Origin of the sequence: Psychrobacter phenylpyruvicus DSM 7000 = NBRC 102152 (assembly GCF_000685805.1) — a bacterium.
GTDB classification, from domain to species: domain Bacteria; phylum Pseudomonadota; class Gammaproteobacteria; order Pseudomonadales; family Moraxellaceae; genus Psychrobacter; species Psychrobacter phenylpyruvicus.
This window is the reverse complement of record NZ_JMKP01000010.1, coordinates 23,384-42,174: the sequence shown is the minus strand read 5'-3', so window position 1 is coordinate 42,174 and position 18,791 is coordinate 23,384. Positions and strand designations below refer to the sequence as shown.

15 protein-coding genes are annotated in these 18,791 nt (G+C 42.5%); 3 read left to right on the top strand and 12 right to left on the bottom strand.

Annotation, left to right across the window (positions count from 1 at the left end):
- The first annotated feature begins 6 nt into the window (after positions 1–6).
- Positions 7–864: a TIGR03915 family putative DNA repair protein gene (locus tag G561_RS0105870; protein ID WP_028858715.1), complete on the top strand. Its 858-nt coding sequence runs from the start codon at positions 7–9 to the stop codon at positions 862–864.
- A 108-nt stretch (positions 865–972) separates the two neighbouring features.
- Positions 973–2,166: a glycosyltransferase family 4 protein gene (locus G561_RS0105865; protein WP_028858714.1), complete on the top strand. Its 1,194-nt coding sequence runs from the start codon at positions 973–975 to the stop codon at positions 2,164–2,166.
- A gap of 366 nt (positions 2,167–2,532) precedes the next feature.
- On the opposite strand, the gene G561_RS0105860 is transcribed toward G561_RS0105865, so the two are convergent.
- Positions 2,533–3,687, bottom strand: coding sequence for an endonuclease/exonuclease/phosphatase family protein (locus G561_RS0105860; RefSeq protein WP_028858713.1), 1,155 nt, complete (start codon positions 3,685–3,687; stop codon positions 2,533–2,535).
- A gap of 397 nt (positions 3,688–4,084) precedes the next feature.
- Between G561_RS0105860 and asd the strand changes: the two genes are divergently transcribed.
- Positions 4,085–5,230, top strand: coding sequence for an aspartate-semialdehyde dehydrogenase (gene asd, locus G561_RS0105855; protein WP_028858712.1), 1,146 nt, complete (start codon positions 4,085–4,087; stop codon positions 5,228–5,230).
- A 122-nt stretch (positions 5,231–5,352) separates the two neighbouring features.
- Here asd and G561_RS0105850 read toward each other — a convergent pair whose 3' ends face one another.
- From G561_RS0105850 to pyrH, 11 genes are all read right to left on the bottom strand, one after another.
- The gene (locus tag G561_RS0105850; protein WP_028858711.1) at positions 5,353–6,714 is read right to left on the bottom strand and encodes a sodium-dependent transporter; all 1,362 of its coding nucleotides are present in this window, start codon (positions 6,712–6,714) and stop codon (positions 5,353–5,355) included.
- Between the two features lie 241 nt (positions 6,715–6,955).
- On the bottom strand, positions 6,956–7,735 hold the full coding sequence (lpxA, locus tag G561_RS0105845) for an acyl-ACP--UDP-N-acetylglucosamine O-acyltransferase (RefSeq protein WP_028858710.1): 780 nt from the start codon (positions 7,733–7,735) through the stop codon (positions 6,956–6,958).
- 58 nt (positions 7,736–7,793) lie between these two features.
- A complete protein-coding gene (gene fabZ, locus G561_RS0105840) occupies positions 7,794–8,291 on the bottom strand; it encodes a 3-hydroxyacyl-ACP dehydratase FabZ (RefSeq protein ID WP_028858709.1) in 498 nt (165 codons plus the stop codon).
- Between the two features lie 185 nt (positions 8,292–8,476).
- Complete coding sequence (gene lpxD, locus G561_RS0105835) at positions 8,477–9,529, bottom strand: UDP-3-O-(3-hydroxymyristoyl)glucosamine N-acyltransferase (RefSeq protein WP_028858708.1); 1,053 nt, start codon at positions 9,527–9,529, stop codon at positions 8,477–8,479.
- Between the two features lie 132 nt (positions 9,530–9,661).
- Positions 9,662–12,145, bottom strand: coding sequence for an outer membrane protein assembly factor BamA (bamA, locus tag G561_RS0105830; protein ID WP_028858707.1), 2,484 nt, complete (start codon positions 12,143–12,145; stop codon positions 9,662–9,664).
- A 307-nt stretch (positions 12,146–12,452) separates the two neighbouring features.
- Positions 12,453–13,925 carry an RIP metalloprotease RseP gene (gene rseP, locus G561_RS0105825; RefSeq protein ID WP_028858706.1) on the bottom strand — a complete coding sequence of 491 codons (1,473 nt, stop codon included), beginning with the start codon at positions 13,923–13,925 and terminating at the stop codon, positions 12,453–12,455.
- On the bottom strand, positions 13,925–15,169 hold the full coding sequence (ispC, locus tag G561_RS0105820; protein WP_028858705.1) for a 1-deoxy-D-xylulose-5-phosphate reductoisomerase: 1,245 nt from the start codon (positions 15,167–15,169) through the stop codon (positions 13,925–13,927). The genes rseP and ispC overlap by 1 nt, the downstream gene beginning before the upstream one ends.
- Before the next feature lie 124 nt (positions 15,170–15,293).
- Complete coding sequence (locus tag G561_RS0105815) at positions 15,294–16,103, bottom strand: phosphatidate cytidylyltransferase (RefSeq protein WP_028858704.1); 810 nt, start codon at positions 16,101–16,103, stop codon at positions 15,294–15,296.
- Between the two features lie 63 nt (positions 16,104–16,166).
- On the bottom strand, positions 16,167–16,937 hold the full coding sequence (gene uppS, locus G561_RS0105810) for a polyprenyl diphosphate synthase (protein WP_028858703.1): 771 nt from the start codon (positions 16,935–16,937) through the stop codon (positions 16,167–16,169).
- A 248-nt stretch (positions 16,938–17,185) separates the two neighbouring features.
- On the bottom strand, positions 17,186–17,740 hold the full coding sequence (gene frr, locus G561_RS0105805) for a ribosome recycling factor (protein WP_028858702.1): 555 nt from the start codon (positions 17,738–17,740) through the stop codon (positions 17,186–17,188).
- Between the two features lie 143 nt (positions 17,741–17,883).
- A complete protein-coding gene (gene pyrH / locus G561_RS0105800; RefSeq protein ID WP_028858701.1) occupies positions 17,884–18,609 on the bottom strand; it encodes a UMP kinase in 726 nt (241 codons plus the stop codon).
- Positions 18,610–18,791: the final 182 nt, after the last annotated feature.

Genomic DNA, 18,791 nt, shown 5'->3' with positions numbered 1-18,791 from the left:
AAACCGATGCCTTTATACAGCACACCCGCAGTAACTCCGCCAACTTTAATTGTTTATGAATCGAGCTTTGAGGGCTGGCTCAGTGCTGTGTTCTATGTCTATGAGCATAAGCTACAAAATCAGCCTTATTTGCAACTAATTGACAGCAGTGACTATCAACCCTCTCTTATCGATACTGCTACTTATGTCGCTATCGATGAAAATAAAGCACAAAGAGTGCTTACCAAACTAACTACTTTATTAGGACGGTCAGGAATGCGTCAAATACTGTGGGGTTTTTTGTCTGAAAAACCAGATATTGGTAGCACTCTGTTTGAAGTGGTTAAATACGCCCTAAACTACCCCAATCGTCAAGTGTTGCAAGACTTAGGCAACCTATCGGTTCTGGAATTGGCCCAAACCGTTAAATCAGTGGGCAGAGAAAAGCACCGCATGGAGGCTTTCGTGCGTTTTGAGCATACCACTGAAGACATCTATTTTGCTCGAGTAGAGCCTGACTTCAATGTTCTGCCGTTAATTGGAGAGCATTTTCGCCAACGTTATCAGGACCAACAGTGGGCCATCTATGATATCAAGCGGGGTTATGGTATTTTTTATGACCAGTCCAAAGCTGTCAATAACAAGCCCGCCGAACTACAAACCATTGTCGATGTAGCAGATGAGGTATTGTTGAATCCCAGTAGCCTACATAGCGAACAAGAAAAACAATATCAAAAGTTCTGGCAAGGCTATTTTGCCAATGTTAATATCAAAGAACGTAAAAACCCTCGCTTACACCGACAATATCTGCCTCAGCGTTATTGGAAGTACTTGACTGAAAAACAAGTATTGCCCAATGCTGAGCACCTTAGTCAATCACGCTGATTTCACGGCTGACGTAAATTTAACGCGCACCTTGTTTTTTGCTTCATTTTCACTGACAATGTGCTCAATCCATTGCTTTGTTATCCACTAATCTGCCCAGTTGCTACTATGAAAGTCATGCGCCTGCTCTCCTCTTTAAAGCACGACGAATCCGAGCGCGGAATTTTTCATCTTGGACGGGCTTTGGTCAAACGTGGCCATACCTCAATTATTATCTCATCAGCAGACACCGAACATGAGCTGGTAAAACGCCTTAAGCGCGACGGTAATATCTATCATCAATTGTCTCTCGAAAAAAAATCATGGCTTGCTCTACGCCAAATTTGGCCATTACGCCAACTTATTGAAAAATATCAACCAGATATTATTCATCTTCACTCTCGCACCCCGGCTTGGATTTTGCACTGGGCACTCAAAGGGGCCAAACTAGCTCGCAAGCCTAAGCTGGTCTCTACCATGTATGGCTTTTATCCCTTAAATAGTTATTCTCGAGCTTTTTTGAATGTTGACTGCCTAATTACTGTCTCTGATAGTGTGAGTGAATATTTATCTAAAGGCTTAAAAGAGCTGAAGCACCCACCCCGATCTGTCATTCGTATTTATCGCGGCGTGGATACCCGTAACTTCCCTTATCGCTACAATCCTTCGGTATATTGGATTCATAGAACTTTTGCTGAGTACCCTGAGCTTGAGCACAAAAAATGGTTATTGTTTCCCACCATCATCGGCCAAGAGTACGGACAAGAGTGGCTAATTGATATTTTGGGTAACCTTAGCGAGGACTTCCCCAATCTGCACATCATTATTATGGATGACGACTCACGCCGTGAGGTAGTGCATGAAGAGTTTATGCAGCGTATCAACGCCCTAGAGTTACGAGACAAGTTTACTTTTATTGGTAACAAACGCAATGACATGCGAGAATGGTTAGCCGCTGCAAACTTAGTACTAGGCTTGGCAAATCAGCCTGAATCCATCGGTATTAATGTACTACAAGCGATTCACTTAGGAACCCCTGTAGTGGGCTGGAACAAAGCTGCTTTTAGTGAGATTTTAAAGCCGCTTTATCCACAAGGATTGGTCAAAGAAGATACCGCTTATGCTTTATGCAAAGTCATTCGCATCCAGTTAGAAAACGCAATGCGTCCCCCAATTACTGACAAATTCACCATGCAGCAAATGATTGATGAAACTTTAGAGGTCTATCGCTCTTTATACCAAAGCAGTCAATTAAAGGATAACAACCGCTCTGTTAAAGCCAATAACAAGAGAGCATTACCAAAAGACAAAGAGCAATCCTAGAATAACAGCAAAGAAAAAACCCAAGTCTAGGGCAGAGACTTGGGTTTGGGGCGCTATTTAATTGTTGTTATTATTATTTTCCTTACGGCTAATCCTTAGCCATACTTTTGCGTAAACTTGATAAGACTCAATCTACAGGGCAATAGATCAACTTTTATCTGCTGCAAATCCTAACAGCTCATCTACGCAAACCAACACTGCTATCCATGCATCCTTGTGTTGATGAGTCTATTGTATGCGGTTACCCCACCTCTGCCTAGCAGGCAAAAGCCCATTTTTACGTAAGCATATGCTTACAACTTGGCACCCAGTCGCCCTTTTTATTTAATTACTCGTATTAACTCAGAGCTACGCTTAGAGCTACTATCATAGCTGCTGACACTGAGCGCTAGATTTTTCTTGCTCAGCTTTTTCTTCAGCCTCAGCATGCTCTTGCGACAGTCGCTCTCCCTCCTCTTTTCCTTCTTCAATTTTCTCTGCCGTTTCTTGCTCATCTTTCACGCTAGCTTCAATAGCATTCTCTTGCTGTTCAGACTCAGCAGCTGCTTCATATTGCAAGGTAGTCAATACTGGAAAATGATCCGAGCCTATGGATGGCAGGCGTTCAATATCTACTAAAGTAAAACAAGGACTATGGAAAATGTGATCCAATGCCCAGCGTAAAACAGGATAGTTGACATGAAAAGTATTAATAAAAAATCGTCCAATGCGAGGATCTAACAATCCTGATATCCGCTGGAACATAAGCGTTGTTTTTGACCAAGCTACATCGTTTAAATCACCAGCTAAAATAGCGGTTTGATTATTTTCTTTGATATGTCGTCCCACCATCAATAGCTCAGCATCGCGAGTGGTCGATTTATCGGCCTCTGTTGGGCTAGGCGGCATAGGGTGCAGGCAATAAAGCCAAATAACCTCATCGTTAGGCAATCGCAGCTGAGTATGAATAGAGGGGATATCATCAATCAATAAGTATTTGACCTCAGGATCAATCAGCTCAAACTTAGAATACAGGTGCATGCCATATAGATTGTCCAATGGCACCTTAACATTATAGGGATAGTCTGACTCTATTACGCTTAGCGCATCCTCCCATTTTTGATCCGACTCCAAAGTTATTAGGACATCGGGCTGCTTTTGTTGTACTAAATCTACTAAAGCTTGAGTGTTATCATTGGGCGTTAGCACATTCGATACCATTAACTTTAATTGCACTGCATCTGGTAGCGGCAAAGCTTGACGTACCTCTTTTTTCCACAGTCTGGTGTAAGGCAAAATCATACGTAACTGCAATCCTACCGCGCCTATTAAAGCCACGAGCAATAGTACATCCCAACTTTGCCACTGCGGAGCCAATAACAATAAACCAATAAGACTCACCACGCCGATAACTAGGATCTGTATTCTTGGAAAATCAACTCCCCTTATCCACCAATGATCTAAAGGCAATAACCCCCACACACTAACGAAGACCACCAAGCCTGCTAGTATTTGGAAGATAAGATAGAGTGAATCGAGCATAAATCACCAATTTAAAGTTTAGTAAAGCCACGGGGCTATAAGAGAGAAGAATAAAGCCTATATAGTGACAAAGCCAATGCAACAGTTATCGCTATAAGTCAGCTTAATAATACTGAGATTCTAACCAATATATATATAAATTGGTAAATATAGTTCTATCTTATAATTTATAACAAAAAAAATGTTAAAAATTAAAGCCCAACTCTTGCAATTTGACTCATATCAAGGCAATGTAAAGGGTTGCGTATTATAAGTTTGCTGCGGCAATAAGCAGCAAGGGATACAAATACTGCAAATTCAGATACAGCGTCGGTTGTTTATTCAGGGCTAGGCTTATCTGGGCTTAACGTTCTTAATCTAACAAATAATTTTAGCTAGATACACAAAGGATATATTCATGAGTCAATTAAAAGTGGGTCTTGTTGGATGGCGTGGCATGGTAGGTTCTGTGCTAATGCAGCGTATGGTTGAAGAGAAAGATTTCGCTAATATCACCCCTATTTTCTTCTCAACCAGTAATGCTGGTGGTGATGCCCCTACCTTTGAGGGCATTAAACACACTGAAGCCAGTGCCAAGTTAAAAGATGCTCATGATATTGAAGCACTTAGTAGCTGTGATGTTATTATTACCTGTCAGGGTGGCGACTATACCACAGCGGTACATGGTCCGTTACGTGATTCTGGGTGGACCGGTTACTGGATAGATGCTGCTAGTAGCTTACGTATGGAAGACAATAGCGTTATCGTTTTAGACCCAGTAAACCGTTCAGTTATCGATAGCGCTCTACAAAACGGTACCAAAGACTTCATTGGTGGTAACTGTACTGTATCGTTAATGCTTATGGCCATCGGCGAGCTATTTAACCGCGGCTGGGTTGAATGGGTATCAGCAATGACTTATCAAGCAGCCAGTGGCTCAGGTGCCAACAACATGCGTGAGCTTATCAGTGGCATGGGAATGTTGCGTGATGCCGTAGCTGACGAATTGGCTGATCCTGCTAGCGCTATTTTAGCCATCGATAAAAAAATTGCTGAGACTCAGCGCAGTAGTGAGTTTCCAACCCAGTATTTCGGTGTGCCTTTAGCGGGAAGCTTGATCCCTTATATCGACAGTCAACTTGAAAACAAACAATCTCGTGAAGAGTGGAAAGGTGGCGTTGAGACCAACAAGATTCTAAACAACGAAGGCGACGATATCATTCCTATTGACGGTCTATGTGTCCGTGTAGGCTCTATGCGTTGCCACGCTCAAGGCTTAACCATCAAACTAAAAAAAGACATTCCTTTAGAGGAAATCGAAGCAGCATTAAAAAATAGCGGCAATGAGTGGTTAGATCTGGTAGAAGACGACAAGGAAGCAACTATGCAGCGTCTAACTCCTGTGGCAGTAACCGGAACATTGACAGTGGCACTTGGCCGCCTACGCAAGCTTAAAATGGGTCCTGAGTATTTGGGTGCCTTTACCGTTGGTGACCAGCTATTATGGGGTGCTGCTGAGCCATTACGCCGTATGCTTAACATTATTCAGCAGTCTAAGGCTTAATTACTTAATTGTTTTTAACCATAACTGCTTCAAGCATTTAAGAACCTATAATTCAACAACCTATAAAAAAACCCCCAACTTAAAGTTGGGGGTTTTTATTTTGGTTAAACCTAAAACTGTGTTTAACTTAGAACAGTGGTAATGAAGACGATTATTACACCTATAGGGGCCACAAACTTGGCAATTAACTGCCATAGTGACCAACTGCCTCCTGATAAGCCAAGCTCTTGGCGTACGCTCTCTTGATTCATGACCCAACCTGCAAAGACGATAGCCGCTAAACCTGCGATCGGCAACATAAATTTACTGGTTAGCTTGTCTAAGAAATCAAAGATATTATTACCAAAAATCATAACCTCTGACCACATGTTGAACGACAATAACGCCGCCACACCTAGCAACCAGATAGCCACACTGGCTACAGCAACCGCTGTCTTACGACTCATTGATGTACGCTCTTCTAAAAACTCAATAGAAGGCTCAATCAAAGAAATTGAAGAGGTTAGCGCCGCGAAAGTAATCAGTAGGAAGAACAACGCCCCTAGGACTGCCCCTGCTGTCATGCTACCAAAAGCGATTGGCAAGCTGACAAAAATTAGACCAGGTCCGGCTGCAGGGTCCATACCATGACTGAATATAATTGGGAAAATAGCCAAGCCAGCAGCCAGAGCAATGACGGTATCAAGGATAACCACAGTACGCGCCATACTTAATAAACTGATGTCTTTACCCAAATATGAGCCATAAGTCACCATGATGCCCATACCCAGTGACAGGGTAAAGAAAGCGTGGCCTAACGCAGACAGATAAATATCTGAAGCGCCTTCCCCAAATAGCTTAGCCACATCTGGTGTGAACAAATAATCAACAGCTTCAGCAAAACCACCATTAACGACGTTATAACCCACAATTACCAACAGAATTAATGCCAGTAATGGAATCATAACCTTAGCGGCTCTTTCAATACCACCAGTTACCCCAAGGGCCACAATACCTGCTGTAATGCCCATGAAGATCGTATGCCAAATAGTTAGCGTACCAGGAGATGCCAGCATGGTGTTAAACACCCCTTCTACTGCTGCCCCATCTAGCCCGTTAAAATCACCACTGGCTAACTTGGTCATATAGTTTAGAGCCCAACCGCCAATAACACTATAAAAAGACAGGATTAAAAAGGCCCCTAAAATTCCGACTGCACCCACAATGGCCCAGTTACGAGTCTTACCTTCCGAAGCGGCCACAGTAGCATACGAATCCATTGGGTTACGTTGACCACGACGACCAATCATCCACTCGGCTACTAAGATTGGAAAACCAATCAGGGCAATACACACTAGATAAGCCAGTACGAAAGCAGAGCCTCCGCTTTCACCGACCATATACGGGAATTTCCAAATATTACCTAAACCCACAGCAGAACCAACAGCGGCCATAATAAAGCCGACGCGAGATCCCCATTGAGCGTGATGCTGTTTGTTTGACATTTTAATCCTCCAGCCATCCAAGGCTTATACTTTAGCTGTCTAACATCCTTATTAGACAGTTATTGAAGTTACTAACTACAGCCAATAAGTTGGTTGTATAGCAATATGTATTTACATCATTTAACAAAGTAAGTCTGTTTCATAAGCGATTAAAAGTCAAGCGACTAAAAACTAAAAAAGCCATAACTAAAAGTTATGGCTTAATGTTAGTTTTACTTAAAGTAGTTTTCAATCAACTAAATTATCGGGTAATTCCTCGATTACTATTAATCAAAGAGTCTATTAATAATTGAATTTTTGGCTCTTGCAGCAGATAATCGGCAGTCAATTCTTCGATTACCTGTTCAGTAGTTTTACCAGATTTAAAAATTAGTTTATAAGCTGCTCTTAAGGTATTAATAGTATCCTTAGACCACTGCTTACGGCGCATGCCCTCAATATTAAGGCCATGTGCTGCCGCAGGATTGCCCGAAACAAGCGTCATTGCTGCGACATCTTTTAAAATAACGCTCCCCCCGCCGATAAGACTGTAGTCACCAATCTGGCAAAACTGATGCACCCCTGCATTACCGCCAACTATGACATGATTGCCAATATGTACATGACCAGCAATGCCTACGTTATTAGCCAATACATTGTCATTACCAATGACACAGTCATGGGCAACATGGGTATTCACCATAAACAGGTTGTTGCTACCGATTTTGGTCAGGCCATTGTCTTGAACCGTTCCTCTATGAAAGCTACAAGCTTCTCGAATAGAGTTATTGTCCCCAATTTCAAGCCAAGTCTCTTCACCGGCATACTTTAAGTCCTGACAGTCTTCGCCAATACTAGCAAACTGGAATATCTCATTGTTTTTGCCAATGCGTGTGTTTTTAGTCACCACGACATGGCGTAGCAGCTTAGTCCCCGCATCAATCGTAACATTATCGCCAACAATACAATAAGGTCCAATCACTACGCTGTCATGGATTTCAGCTTTACTTGAGACGATGGCAGTGTGGTGTATCTGTGTCATTAAAAACAACCTGTTATTTTACGAAAATTATATTATATTATTTGGTGAGCTTTTTAATTTAACCCTTATCAGTTCTATCTTGGCGCATAATCATTAATTGGGCACTGGCTGCTAATTTGTCGTCCACATAAGCTTTACAATCAAACTTATAAAGCTCTCGCTTCTGCAATAAAAGCTTAGATTTTAAAACCAGTTGATCACCAGGGACCACAGGAGCTCTAAATCTCACTTTATCCATCCCTGCGAATAAAAACAGATAGCCGTCTTCGGCAGTGACTCCTTCGCTAATAAAGGCCAGTATACCTGACAACTGAGCCAATGCCTCAACTATTAGCACTCCAGGCATTATAGGCTCTTTTGGAAAGTGACCTTGAAAAAAAGGCTCATTGATAGTGACATTCTTATAGCCGGTAATCCAGGAGTTTGAGCCACAAGCGGTCACTCGGTCCACAAGCATAAAAGGATAACGGTGTGGCAAGTAACGTTTTAATTGCTCATACCCCATCGGCAAGCTTACTGATTTATCTAACAGTAGCTGTGCATCCTCAGCGGTCATTTGCCATTCGTCTTGTACGGGGATTACTTTAGCCTCTGAGTTTTCGCCCTTACTCTGCTGTGTCATGAGTTGTCCTTATCAAAATTTTAAGCACACAAATCTTAATGTTGCTTATGCTGCTTATATAACCTTAACAAAGCCTGCTAAAGCTAGGCTTAAAAAATTTCTGTGAGCATCCAGGCCTATTATTTCTTACCCAGCGCTCTAATTTTAACCATCGCCCGACGCCAATCCATAGCTGGCATTGAGCTTACTCCAGATGAATACACTCCTGGCTTTTTTATCGACTTACTAACCATAGTCATACCAGTTAATACCACCCCATCTGTGATCTGTAGATGACCGGCAATACCAACACCGCCACCAATCATGCAGCTCTTACCTATAATCGCACTTCCGGCGATACCTACCTTTCCGGCTATGGCAGTACCTGCACCAATTTTTACGTTATGGCCCACTTGAACTAAGTTATCAATGATAACGTTATCTTCAATAATAGTATCGTCAACCGCCCCTCTATCAATACAAGTTTGGCTCCCGATACGAACATTATTACCTATAATAACACGACCCAGCTGTACAATACGCTCCCAACCTTCAGTGGCAGTATTAGCCATAGGTGCGAAACCAAAGCCTTCGGAGCCAATGCTGGCACCGGCATGAATCCTGACCTTATCCCCTAACTGGCAGCTATGACCTATGAAGCTGTGGGGATATAGCAGGCAATCTTTACCAATTATGGCGTATGGCTCAAGATGCACATGTGACTGCAGTCGACTGCCTGAGCCGACCTTCACTTGCTCGCCGACCACACAAAAAGGCCCAATATATACCTGTTCACCCAGTTCAGCAGAGTCAGCCACCTGCGCTGTAGGGTGGATAAAAGTATGCGACGGCTTCGCCAAAAAATGCTTCGAACGATCAAACAGATGGGTGATACTGGCATAAGCCACGTAAGGAGCTGATACAATCAGCGCAGTGCTACTTTCAGGAACTTGGTCCGCATAATCTGCTGATACCAAAACTACCGCAGCTTTGGTTTGTGGTAAGACCGAGGCGTAAGCCTTATCTGCTAAGAAGCTCAGCTCATTATCACTGGCTTGATCTAAGCTACCAATACCGGTCAACAGAATCTGTAACTGCGCCTCTGTCAACTGTTGTTGATTTATGATGGGCTGGCGAGCCTCGATTGCTGTTATTACCTCAGCAAGACTTACAGTAGAAGCAGAAGGATTCATAGATATGCCAGATGTCCTTTTAATGTTTTATTCAAGGGTTTAATTAAACGAAAGCTCAAAGTTACTAACTTTGAGCCTACATAAAATAGCCACAGTAAACAATATCAAAAACTCAGATTAGCTTGCGATAAACTAGAATGTACTACCAATCTGGAATTGTACTTCTTCAGTTTTATCACCTTTCTTATCACCAAATGGCTTCGCATAGCTCAGAGAGATAGGCCCAATCGGTGTGAACCAAGTGATACCGGCACCGGCACTGTATCTGAAGTCTTTGTCTTGGATTAGCAATGGTGTCCCATCGTCAGCTTCGACAAACTTACCAGCAGCCTTATCAAACTTAACTTTTTTGTCTTCTTTATCCGTTGTATCAAATACTTGACCACCTTCAACAAACACTACTGGACGTACTTGATCCGCCCAATCGCCTTTGAATGGCATAGGTAATACCAGCTCAGCACCAACAGTCGCTAGAGCATTACCCCCTACTTCCTCACCGACAGCATACCCATAATCTTTAAGGTTTTTGTCATGGTTACTCATGTCTGTAAAGTAAGGAGAACGAGGACCTAGGCTTGAAGACTCATAACCACGCACTGAACCATAACCACCAGCATAAAAGTTCTCATAGAAAGGCAAATCATTACCATAGCCAAGCTTAGCATAGCCACGGGCAACAAAATCTCTACCTAGTGGATAGTAAACGTTCCCGGTATAGGTAAGCTTTTGGTAGGTGTGATCACCAAAACCTAAATTGGCATTAACCGTATGGCTCATACCTTTAGTTGGAAACACAGGTCTATCTAACGTGCTGTAATCCCAGCCTAATAATAAACTATAGGTATCGTAGTCATTTTTAAAGCCGCCTATATAATCTTCATCAATGACTTGACCTTTATCATCCTCTACTTGTCTGGTATAAACAGAGGACTTGCCGCCCTCTTTTAATAAGTCATAAGCATTGGAGATACCCATATAGCGCCCACCACGAACTTCGGTATTATCGTAGTTAAAGCCGGCACTAATACGCTTGGTTTCATCAATCGGATAACTGTAGCTTAAGGTAGCTCCATAAGAGTCCGTCACGTAGTTACTAACGTTACGATCATCGTATTTGGTTTTTCTATAATAAGCACTGACACCTTGTGATACCCCGTTTTCGGTGAAGTACGGGTCAGTAAATCCTAAACTATAAGAGTCACGGGTCTGAGAACGAGATAAGGCAGCATTAACGCGGTTACCGGTTCCCATGAAGTTTCTTTGACTGAAGTCTAGCTGGAATGTTACCCCGCCACTTTGCGAATAACCCGCTGCGATGGTTGAACTTCCTGAAGGCTGCTCTTCAACACTGATATTTACATCCACTTGGTCTGGGGTATTGGGTACTGGCTTAACATCAACGTTAACCGCTTTAAAGAAGCCGGTACGCATTAGGCGCACACGTGAATTTTGAATTTTCTCGTTAGAAGCCAGCGCCCCTTCCAACTGACGCATTTCACGACGTAGTACTTCATCTTCAGTCTTAGTGTTACCGGTGAAGTTAATACGACGCACATAGACCGGACGGGCAGGATCGATAAAGTAATCAATATCTACTGTTTTGGTCTCATCATTAATTCTAGGTACTGGACGAACTTGAGCAAAATAATAACCATCATCGCCATATTGGTTCTTTAGGGCACTAGTAGAAGCCTCCAATTTGGCTTGAGAGAACTGCTCACCTGGTTTGAAGGAGATGTTTTTCGCCAACTCTTGTTTGTCATAAGAGGGGTTGCCTAAGAAGTTGATTTCACCAAACTTATATTGCTCCCCTTCGGTCAAACTTACTTCAATAAATACTTTGTCTTTTGAGTCATTGATATTCAAGATGGCATTGTCAACGCTAAAGTTAACAAAACCTTCGTTCATATACATCGACTTCAAGTTCTCTAAGCTGGCTGCTAATTTTTCTTTCGCATAGCGGTCTGACTTAGAAAGTAGACGGGTCCAAGAAGTTTCTTTTACCGCAAACACATCTTTAATGTCTTCATCACTAAAGTGCTTATTACCAATAACGTTAATATCGACAACTTTAGCGGCCTTACCTTCAATAAAGCGTACTGTCAGCTTCACGCGGTTACCGTCTAACAGCTCTTGATCCACTTCAATATCACTGTTGTAGTAACCTTGGCCAATATACTGCTGTTGTAGCTCGTTGGCCACGTTCTGCACCGTTGACTGCTTTAAGACGCTACCCACAGAGATGCCGGCGTATTTAAGACCTTCTTCCAAGCCCTCTTTTGGAATAAGCTTATTGCCCTCGAAGTTTACTTCAGCAACGATGGGGCGCTCTACTACGTAATAAGTCACCCGTCCATTTTCGTTTTTGGCTTGAATGTTAGCAAAATCACCAGTGGCATATAAAGCTTGGATACTGTTAGCTAAATCTTGATCGGTAATCGTCTCGCCCACATTGGTAGTGAGTAGAGGATATAAGCTTTCCGGAGTTAAACGTTGCAGACCCACAAATTGGACGTCGGTTAATACAGCATCCGCTGCTTGCGCCGATACGGCCATAATTGCTGCAAATGCAGGCACTGCTATTAGTTGTGACATTTTAAATAAAGACGTTTGCATACATACAATCCGTGATTCAAAGAACGTGCTAAAAGTAAGGGGGTTTAAAAATTTGTCTTTCACTACTTTTATAGTGAATGAGTAAGCTTATGTCTATTTTACAAAAGTAAAAGGCAGAATATGGTGTTAAAAGTTACTTCGAATATCCGTTTACTTCAAACTTCAAACCGAAATACCGCTTTACTTTATATTAAACTTATTAGGTTGTTGCAAAAAAAATTTAACTTTAGAGGAAGATTCGCCCCTATTGTGTTGGTTATAAGCGACTATTTAAAGCTATTAAATTAATAAAATCCAGTATTTTTGTTTAAAAATAACGACTAAAGTCATTAGTTATGGCCAAAATCATAAAACCAAGAAGAAGTAGGAAGCCAATATTAAAGCCAACAATCTGCATTCTTTCAGAAACAGGTCTGCCTCGAATGAGCTCTATAAAATAATATAATAAATGCCCACCATCTAAAACAGGGATTGGCAATAAGTTCAATACTGCAAGGCTTAAGCTAATAATACCGGCATTGGCTAGTACCTGCTCCCAGCTAATCTCAAAGCTTTGCTTACTGATAACTGCAATAGTAATCGGGCCCGATAGGTTATCTAACCCCACTTTTCCGGTGATCATTTTACCCATCGAATTTAAGGTCATGGTCGCCAATTGACCCGTTTTAGCAAAAGCTTTGCCGATAGCGGTCATAGGGTCGTAGGATACCATCGTTTTGTAGTCATCTGGTACTACAATATCAATAGGAGCAATCCCCGCCCCAATCTGACCATATTTCTGGCCAGCTGGACCTTTCTTGCCTTGTGGCATGATCTGTAACTGCACTTCACGGCTTTGGCCTTGCTCATTTTTTCGCAGCACGGTGAAGTTAAGCAAGGTTTCAGGATTGTCTCTGATAATACGCGTGACCATTAGCCAGTCTTCTACCGGCTCACCATTAATGGCAATAATCTTGTCACCAACCTGCATTCCTTGACGTCTGGCAGCACCCTCTTCTGATAACTGCCCTATCACCGGCTCAACTTTGGGCTGCCAAGGCAGTATTCCCAAGCTGGTTAGAGTGTCCTTGCCAGCTTGTGTGCCCTGCATGAAGTTATTAATAGGAACATCCACTTCAGTGCTCTGGGCATAAACTGACGAGGCTTTCTTAGTGGCTGAAACATTGGCCGAGACGTTGGCTGAGTCCTCTGTACCTTCTGCTACTTTTTCTGTACTGTCGGCTACTTTTTGCAGTGCAATAGAGACGGTACCTGTCTCTCCCATACGGTCAGCTAGACGATAATTAATCTCTTCCCAAGTTTGTACTTTATAACCATCTACCGCAACGATTTTATCGCCTTTTGGTAAGTTCACTGTAGCCGCTGGTGTATCGGGAAGAATTGAGCCAATACGAGTATTTAGCTGTTCGCTTGGCACCAAAAATAATACCCAAAATAAGGCGATGGCAATGACGAAATTCATCAAGGGGCCGGTGGCAACAATGGCAATCTTCTTCAAAGGATGCTGATTATTAAAAGCCAAATGCTTCTCTTCTTCAGCCACTGGCCCTTCTCGTTCATCCAGCATCTTCACATAGCCGCCAAGTGGTAAAGCGGAAATGCGATAATCGGTACCGGTCTTCTTACTGCTCCAACTGGCAAGTTTAGGACCAAAGCCGATAGAATAAGTCAGCACCTTAACCCCGCACAGTCGAGCCACGATATAGTGTCCCCACTCATGCAGTGCTATCAACGGGCCTAAGATAGCCGCAAAAGCTAAGATAAATAGAGCCAATGCCATTAACTGTGACATTTTGCTACCTGTTGTTGGGCTTGGATTCTAGCTAACTTATCTATGGTTAAAATATCCTCTAAGGTTTTAATATCACCACTGAAGCTATCTGTATCACCCTTTTTATTAGATGTAACAGAATCTTGCTGATGCATAGTGTCCAATACTCGGCCATTAATCAAGGCAATATCGGTTAATGAAACTTGCTCTTTTATAAATGCCTCTACCGCAACCTCATTGGCCGCGTTTAAGGCAATGGTTGCTGCCTGACCAGATTGCATAGCTTCTCTGGCTAATTTCAGACAGGCAAACTTCTGTAAATCAGGCTTGATAAATTCCAGTGCAGATAACTGATACAAATCCAAAGACTTAACCCCAGCACTAATACGGTTGGGATAAGCCAAAGCATGAGCAATTGGAGTACGCATATCAGGGCTGCCCATTTGCGCTAAGAAGCTACCATCACAGTACTCAACCATAGAGTGAATGATACTTTGCGGGTGAATGACCACTTTGATTTGTGACTCGTCTAGATCAAATAAGTGACAGGCTTCAATTAGTTCTAGTCCCTTATTCATCATGGTCGCAGAGTCTACTGATATTTTTTGGCCCATAGACCAGTTGGGGTGCTTGACCGCTTCACTGACGCTAGCAGCCTGCATCTGCTCCCAGCTTTTGTGTAAAAAAGGTCCGCCAGAAGCCGTCAGCCACAGCTTACTAATGCCGTAGCAAGCGTTATGAATATGGGTGTTTTTTTGCTGTACTTCTGCAGGCAGGCATTGAAATATGGCATTGTGCTCAGAGTCTAACGGCAATAAGGTAGCCCCATTATCCCGAACCGCCTGCATCATCAGACTGCCGGCCATGACCAAGGCCTCTTTATTGGCTAACAAAATACGCTTACCTGCTTTGGCAGCGGTTAACGTTGAAGCCAGTCCTGCGGCACCGACAATGGCAGCTACCACGGTATCAACCTCAGTATCTGCTGCGATATCATCTAGACCGGCTTGCCCCCCTACCACATCACAGCTGATATTGGCTTGCTGTAATCGGGCGGCAAACTCATCTACCTTGTCTTCAGGCACAGCAACTCTACTCGGCCGAAACTGTTGGCACAGCTCAAAGAGCTTATCTAATCGACCATGACCTGATAGGGCATAAACTTGATAATGCTGGGGATGGTCAGCCAATATTGATAAAGTACTGTCACCAATAGAACCGGTGGCGCCGAGGACAGCGATGCGTTGGGTCATAACTTACCTTTTAAAACCATTGCTAGTTTTTATATAAAAAAATAATGAGAATAGTTGAGTCTTTGCTAACTCTACAAATATAAGTAGCTTAAGTCTATGTTGCTCCAAGCTATATTGGTTCAATCTATATCGTTAAAAAGCCAAAGTACTGCAAGGTCCAAAAACCCAAAGCAAAAATTGGCGTGGCGGACAATAAGGAGTCAATGCGATCTAATACCCCACCATGACCTGGTAAAATAGTACCAGAGTCTTTGACACCTGAGCGACGCTTCAGCATAGACTCAAATAAATCACCCAGTACTGACGCTAAGATAGTCACCAAAGACAGCAGAACAAATAAAACCAAATGCATACCGGTAAGTTGTAGCTTAAATAAGCTAATACCTAATACCACTATCATTCCCGTGACTAAGCCACCAATCAACCCTTCGATACTCTTGTTAGGAGACACATTGGGCGACATTTTGCGTTTGCCAAATTTTCGGCCGACAAAATAGGCGCCACTATCTGCACACCATACCAATAAGAACACATACATTAGCCACCAAGGTGACTGTGACCATAAGAAAAACATGGCACTAATGGCTGCAGTTAATATGACCATCCCCATAATAGATAGGCGCTGGCCATACCAATTGGTTGAAGTGGGGAATTTAATCACCCAAGATAGGGCCATAATCCAAATTACGACCGCTGCCGCCCACCATAGCGGCCAAGTGAAAGGAACCAATAAGGTTAGCATGGTGATGCCTAACATCAATACCACAAACAAAGAAGGCGTGCGCCATTTAGGCATCAACTTGGTCCACTCATGAGAGGCAATCACCACCCCAGTGGCCAATAAAGGAACAAAAAGATAGGGCGTATCACTAGCAAACATTGCGATCCCCACAATCAAGACCAAGATCAAAGCCGTCTTAATGCGTATCCACATACTAGGCACCCTCTTTTATGTTATTTATTTGATTTTAAGAAACGTGCTCAATTAAGGCAAACGTTAGGTTTCTGATTCTACTTGTTCACTGGTTTTACCAAATCGGCGCTGACGACGTGAGAATTCAAACATCATCTCATTCAACTCTTTGGCAGCGAAGTCTGGCCACAAAGTATTGGTGAAAAACAGCTCAGCATAGGCTGATTGCCATAATAAGAAGTTTGAAATTCGGTACTCACCACCGGTACGGATAAGCATATCCACATCTGCCAAATCCGCTAACTGAACTTGACGATCTAAGGCTTCAACCGTTAACTGCTCGGCGCTCATCTCACCTTGTTCAACTTTTTTAGCAAGTTGTTGTGCAGCATTGGCGATGTCCCACTGCCCGCCATAACTGATAGCAATAACCAAAGTCATTGCCTTATGCTCTGCTGTTTCGGCTTCAGCATCGGCCATTTGTTGCTGCAATTCTGGACTTAGCTGACTTCTATCCCCAATGAATCTCAAACAAATATTGTACTTTTTCATACGCGGCAGCTGCTCACTGATAGTAGCAGAAAGCAGTCGCATCAGTAACGCCACCTCATCGGCTGGACGTTGCCAATTCTCACTGGAGAAAGCAAAAACAGTTAATACCTCAATGCCTACTGCCACACAATACTCTACCAAAGGATCTAGAGATTCTTTACCAGCAACGTGCCCCTGGCCTTTGGCCATACCATGTGCTTTGGCATAGCGGTTATTACCATCCATAATAATAGCAATGTGCTTTGGTAACACAGAAGGAGTAGGCAAGGAATCGTAAGCGTTTGAGGTTTGTGGCTCAGTCATAATAGTCTTTATCTAGTGTTTTGGGTAGGTTTTGGTTTTATTAGTCTGTATTTTTTGCAAATACATTGTAATACAGACTCAATAAAACCTTATGAGTTAAACCTAGCCTACCAGCCCCGAATATATGATTCTGAATACATGTTTTTGAATACATGTTTTTGAATACAAAATATCGAGGGACAGCAGGCTAGGCTTGAAATGGCTTACTGGCTTATTGCTTAATTGGCTTGTTAAGCCTACAAGAAGCCTTATACTTCCATTAGCTCTTTTTCTTTGGCTTCAAGCTTACTATCGATAGAAGCGATATATTTGTCCGTGAGCTTTTGGATATCATCACTAGCACGGCGCTCATCATCTTCACTAATTTCTTTTTCTTTTGCCAAGTCTTTTATGTCATTTAACATATCGCGGCGGATATTACGTACTGAAACACGGCTGTTTTCGGCTTCACCACGCGCTAACTTCTGCATATCACGGCGGGTCTCTTCAGTTAATGCTGGCATAGGTACACGGATCACGTCAGCAGTCATTGGGTTTAAGCCCAAGTCCGCTTCACGAATGGCTTTGTCTACCGCTTGCACCATTGAACGCTCAAATGGCTGAACCAATAGAGTGCGAGAGTCTTCAACGTTAACACTGGCCACTTGGTTAAGCGGGGTGTCTGCACCATAGTAGTTTACCATCACACTAGATAACATACCTGGATGAGCACGGCCGGTGCGTACTTTACTAAAAGCATTTTCCAATGCTTCTAGTGTTTTTTTCATACGTTCTTCGCCGTCTTTTTTAATGTCATTAATCATAATTTTTTCCTTACTCTATAATCAGTTAACAATACATAATCGATTAACAATTTATAATCGGTTGACAATATAATTGCATAAATGTCGAGCCAGTTTTATAAGGCTAGTCAGTTTTATAAGTCTAGCTAGTCTTGTAGGAGTCACTAGTGAAAGACTTTTGTGCCTTCATTTTCACCCATAATTACATTCAATAGTGAGTTTGGCTTATTCATATCAAATACTTGTAAAGGAACATTGTGTTCACGACATAAAGCAATGGCTGTTAAGTCCATAACCCCTAGCTTTTGCTCTAATACTTCATCGAAAGTTAAAGCATCATATTTTTTGGCATCATCATGAATACTTGGGTCTTTGTCGTAAACGCCATCAACTTTGGTCGCCTTGAGGATAACGCCAGCCTCAATTTCAATACCGCGTAGACAAGCAGCTGTATCAGTCGTGAAGAATGGGTTACCTGTTCCTGCCACAAAGATACACACATCGCCATTTTTTAGGTAACGAATAGCATTTCTGCTACTGTAACTCTCGGTAACTTCACCGATAGGCAAGGCTGACATCAAGCGGGTATTGATATTACGGCGCTCTAGAGCATCTCGCATTGCCAAGCCATTCATAACTGTGGCCAGCATCCCCATTTGGTCACCGGTTACTCGGCCTACCAACCCCTCTTTTTGTAACTGACTGCCACGATATAAGTTACCACCGCCAACAACGATACCTACTTGCACTCCCAAACCACATAAATGAGCAATGGACAGGCTCATCTTGTCCAGTACAGAAGTATCAATCCCCATACCTTGACCGCCAGCTAAGGCTTCTCCAGATAGCTTAAGTAAAATACGTGAGTACTGCGGGTTTTTATCAGACATAAGGCACCTTGTTATATTGTTTGCACTAATTTATTCTGTCTTAAACTTGCTAACCTTTCATTAGTTTGACCATAAATTATGACCCACTGATTAAGCACAGCTAAGATGAAATAAATAGCTAAATAAAAAACTAAGTAAAAATTAAGCTAAATTCGGTAAAGTTTACCAAAAAACGCTATCTG

Coding starts and splice junctions, on each gene's coding strand:
- G561_RS0105815 (WP_028858704.1), bottom strand. CDS start 16,103: ATGTGGATACGCATTAAGACGGCTTTGATCTTGGTCTTGATTGTGGGG.
- rseP (WP_028858706.1), bottom strand. CDS start 13,925: ATGGCATTGGCTCTATTTATCTTAGCTTTTGCGGCTATCTTAGGCCCG.
- asd (WP_028858712.1), top strand. CDS start 4,085: ATGAGTCAATTAAAAGTGGGTCTTGTTGGATGGCGTGGCATGGTAGGT.
- frr (WP_028858702.1), bottom strand. CDS start 17,740: ATGATTAATGACATTAAAAAAGACGGCGAAGAACGTATGAAAAAAACA.
- lpxA (WP_028858710.1), bottom strand. CDS start 7,735: ATGACACAGATACACCACACTGCCATCGTCTCAAGTAAAGCTGAAATC.
- uppS (WP_028858703.1), bottom strand. CDS start 16,937: ATGACTGAGCCACAAACCTCAAACGCTTACGATTCCTTGCCTACTCCT.
- ispC (WP_028858705.1), bottom strand. CDS start 15,169: ATGACCCAACGCATCGCTGTCCTCGGCGCCACCGGTTCTATTGGTGAC.
- lpxD (WP_028858708.1), bottom strand. CDS start 9,529: ATGAATCCTTCTGCTTCTACTGTAAGTCTTGCTGAGGTAATAACAGCA.
- G561_RS0105860 (WP_028858713.1), bottom strand. CDS start 3,687: ATGCTCGATTCACTCTATCTTATCTTCCAAATACTAGCAGGCTTGGTG.
- bamA (WP_028858707.1), bottom strand. CDS start 12,145: ATGCAAACGTCTTTATTTAAAATGTCACAACTAATAGCAGTGCCTGCA.
- G561_RS0105870 (WP_028858715.1), top strand. CDS start 7: ATGCCTTTATACAGCACACCCGCAGTAACTCCGCCAACTTTAATTGTT.
- G561_RS0105850 (WP_028858711.1), bottom strand. CDS start 6,714: ATGTCAAACAAACAGCATCACGCTCAATGGGGATCTCGCGTCGGCTTT.
- pyrH (WP_028858701.1), bottom strand. CDS start 18,609: ATGTCTGATAAAAACCCGCAGTACTCACGTATTTTACTTAAGCTATCT.
- fabZ (WP_028858709.1), bottom strand. CDS start 8,291: ATGACCGCTGAGGATGCACAGCTACTGTTAGATAAATCAGTAAGCTTG.
- G561_RS0105865 (WP_028858714.1), top strand. CDS start 973: ATGAAAGTCATGCGCCTGCTCTCCTCTTTAAAGCACGACGAATCCGAG.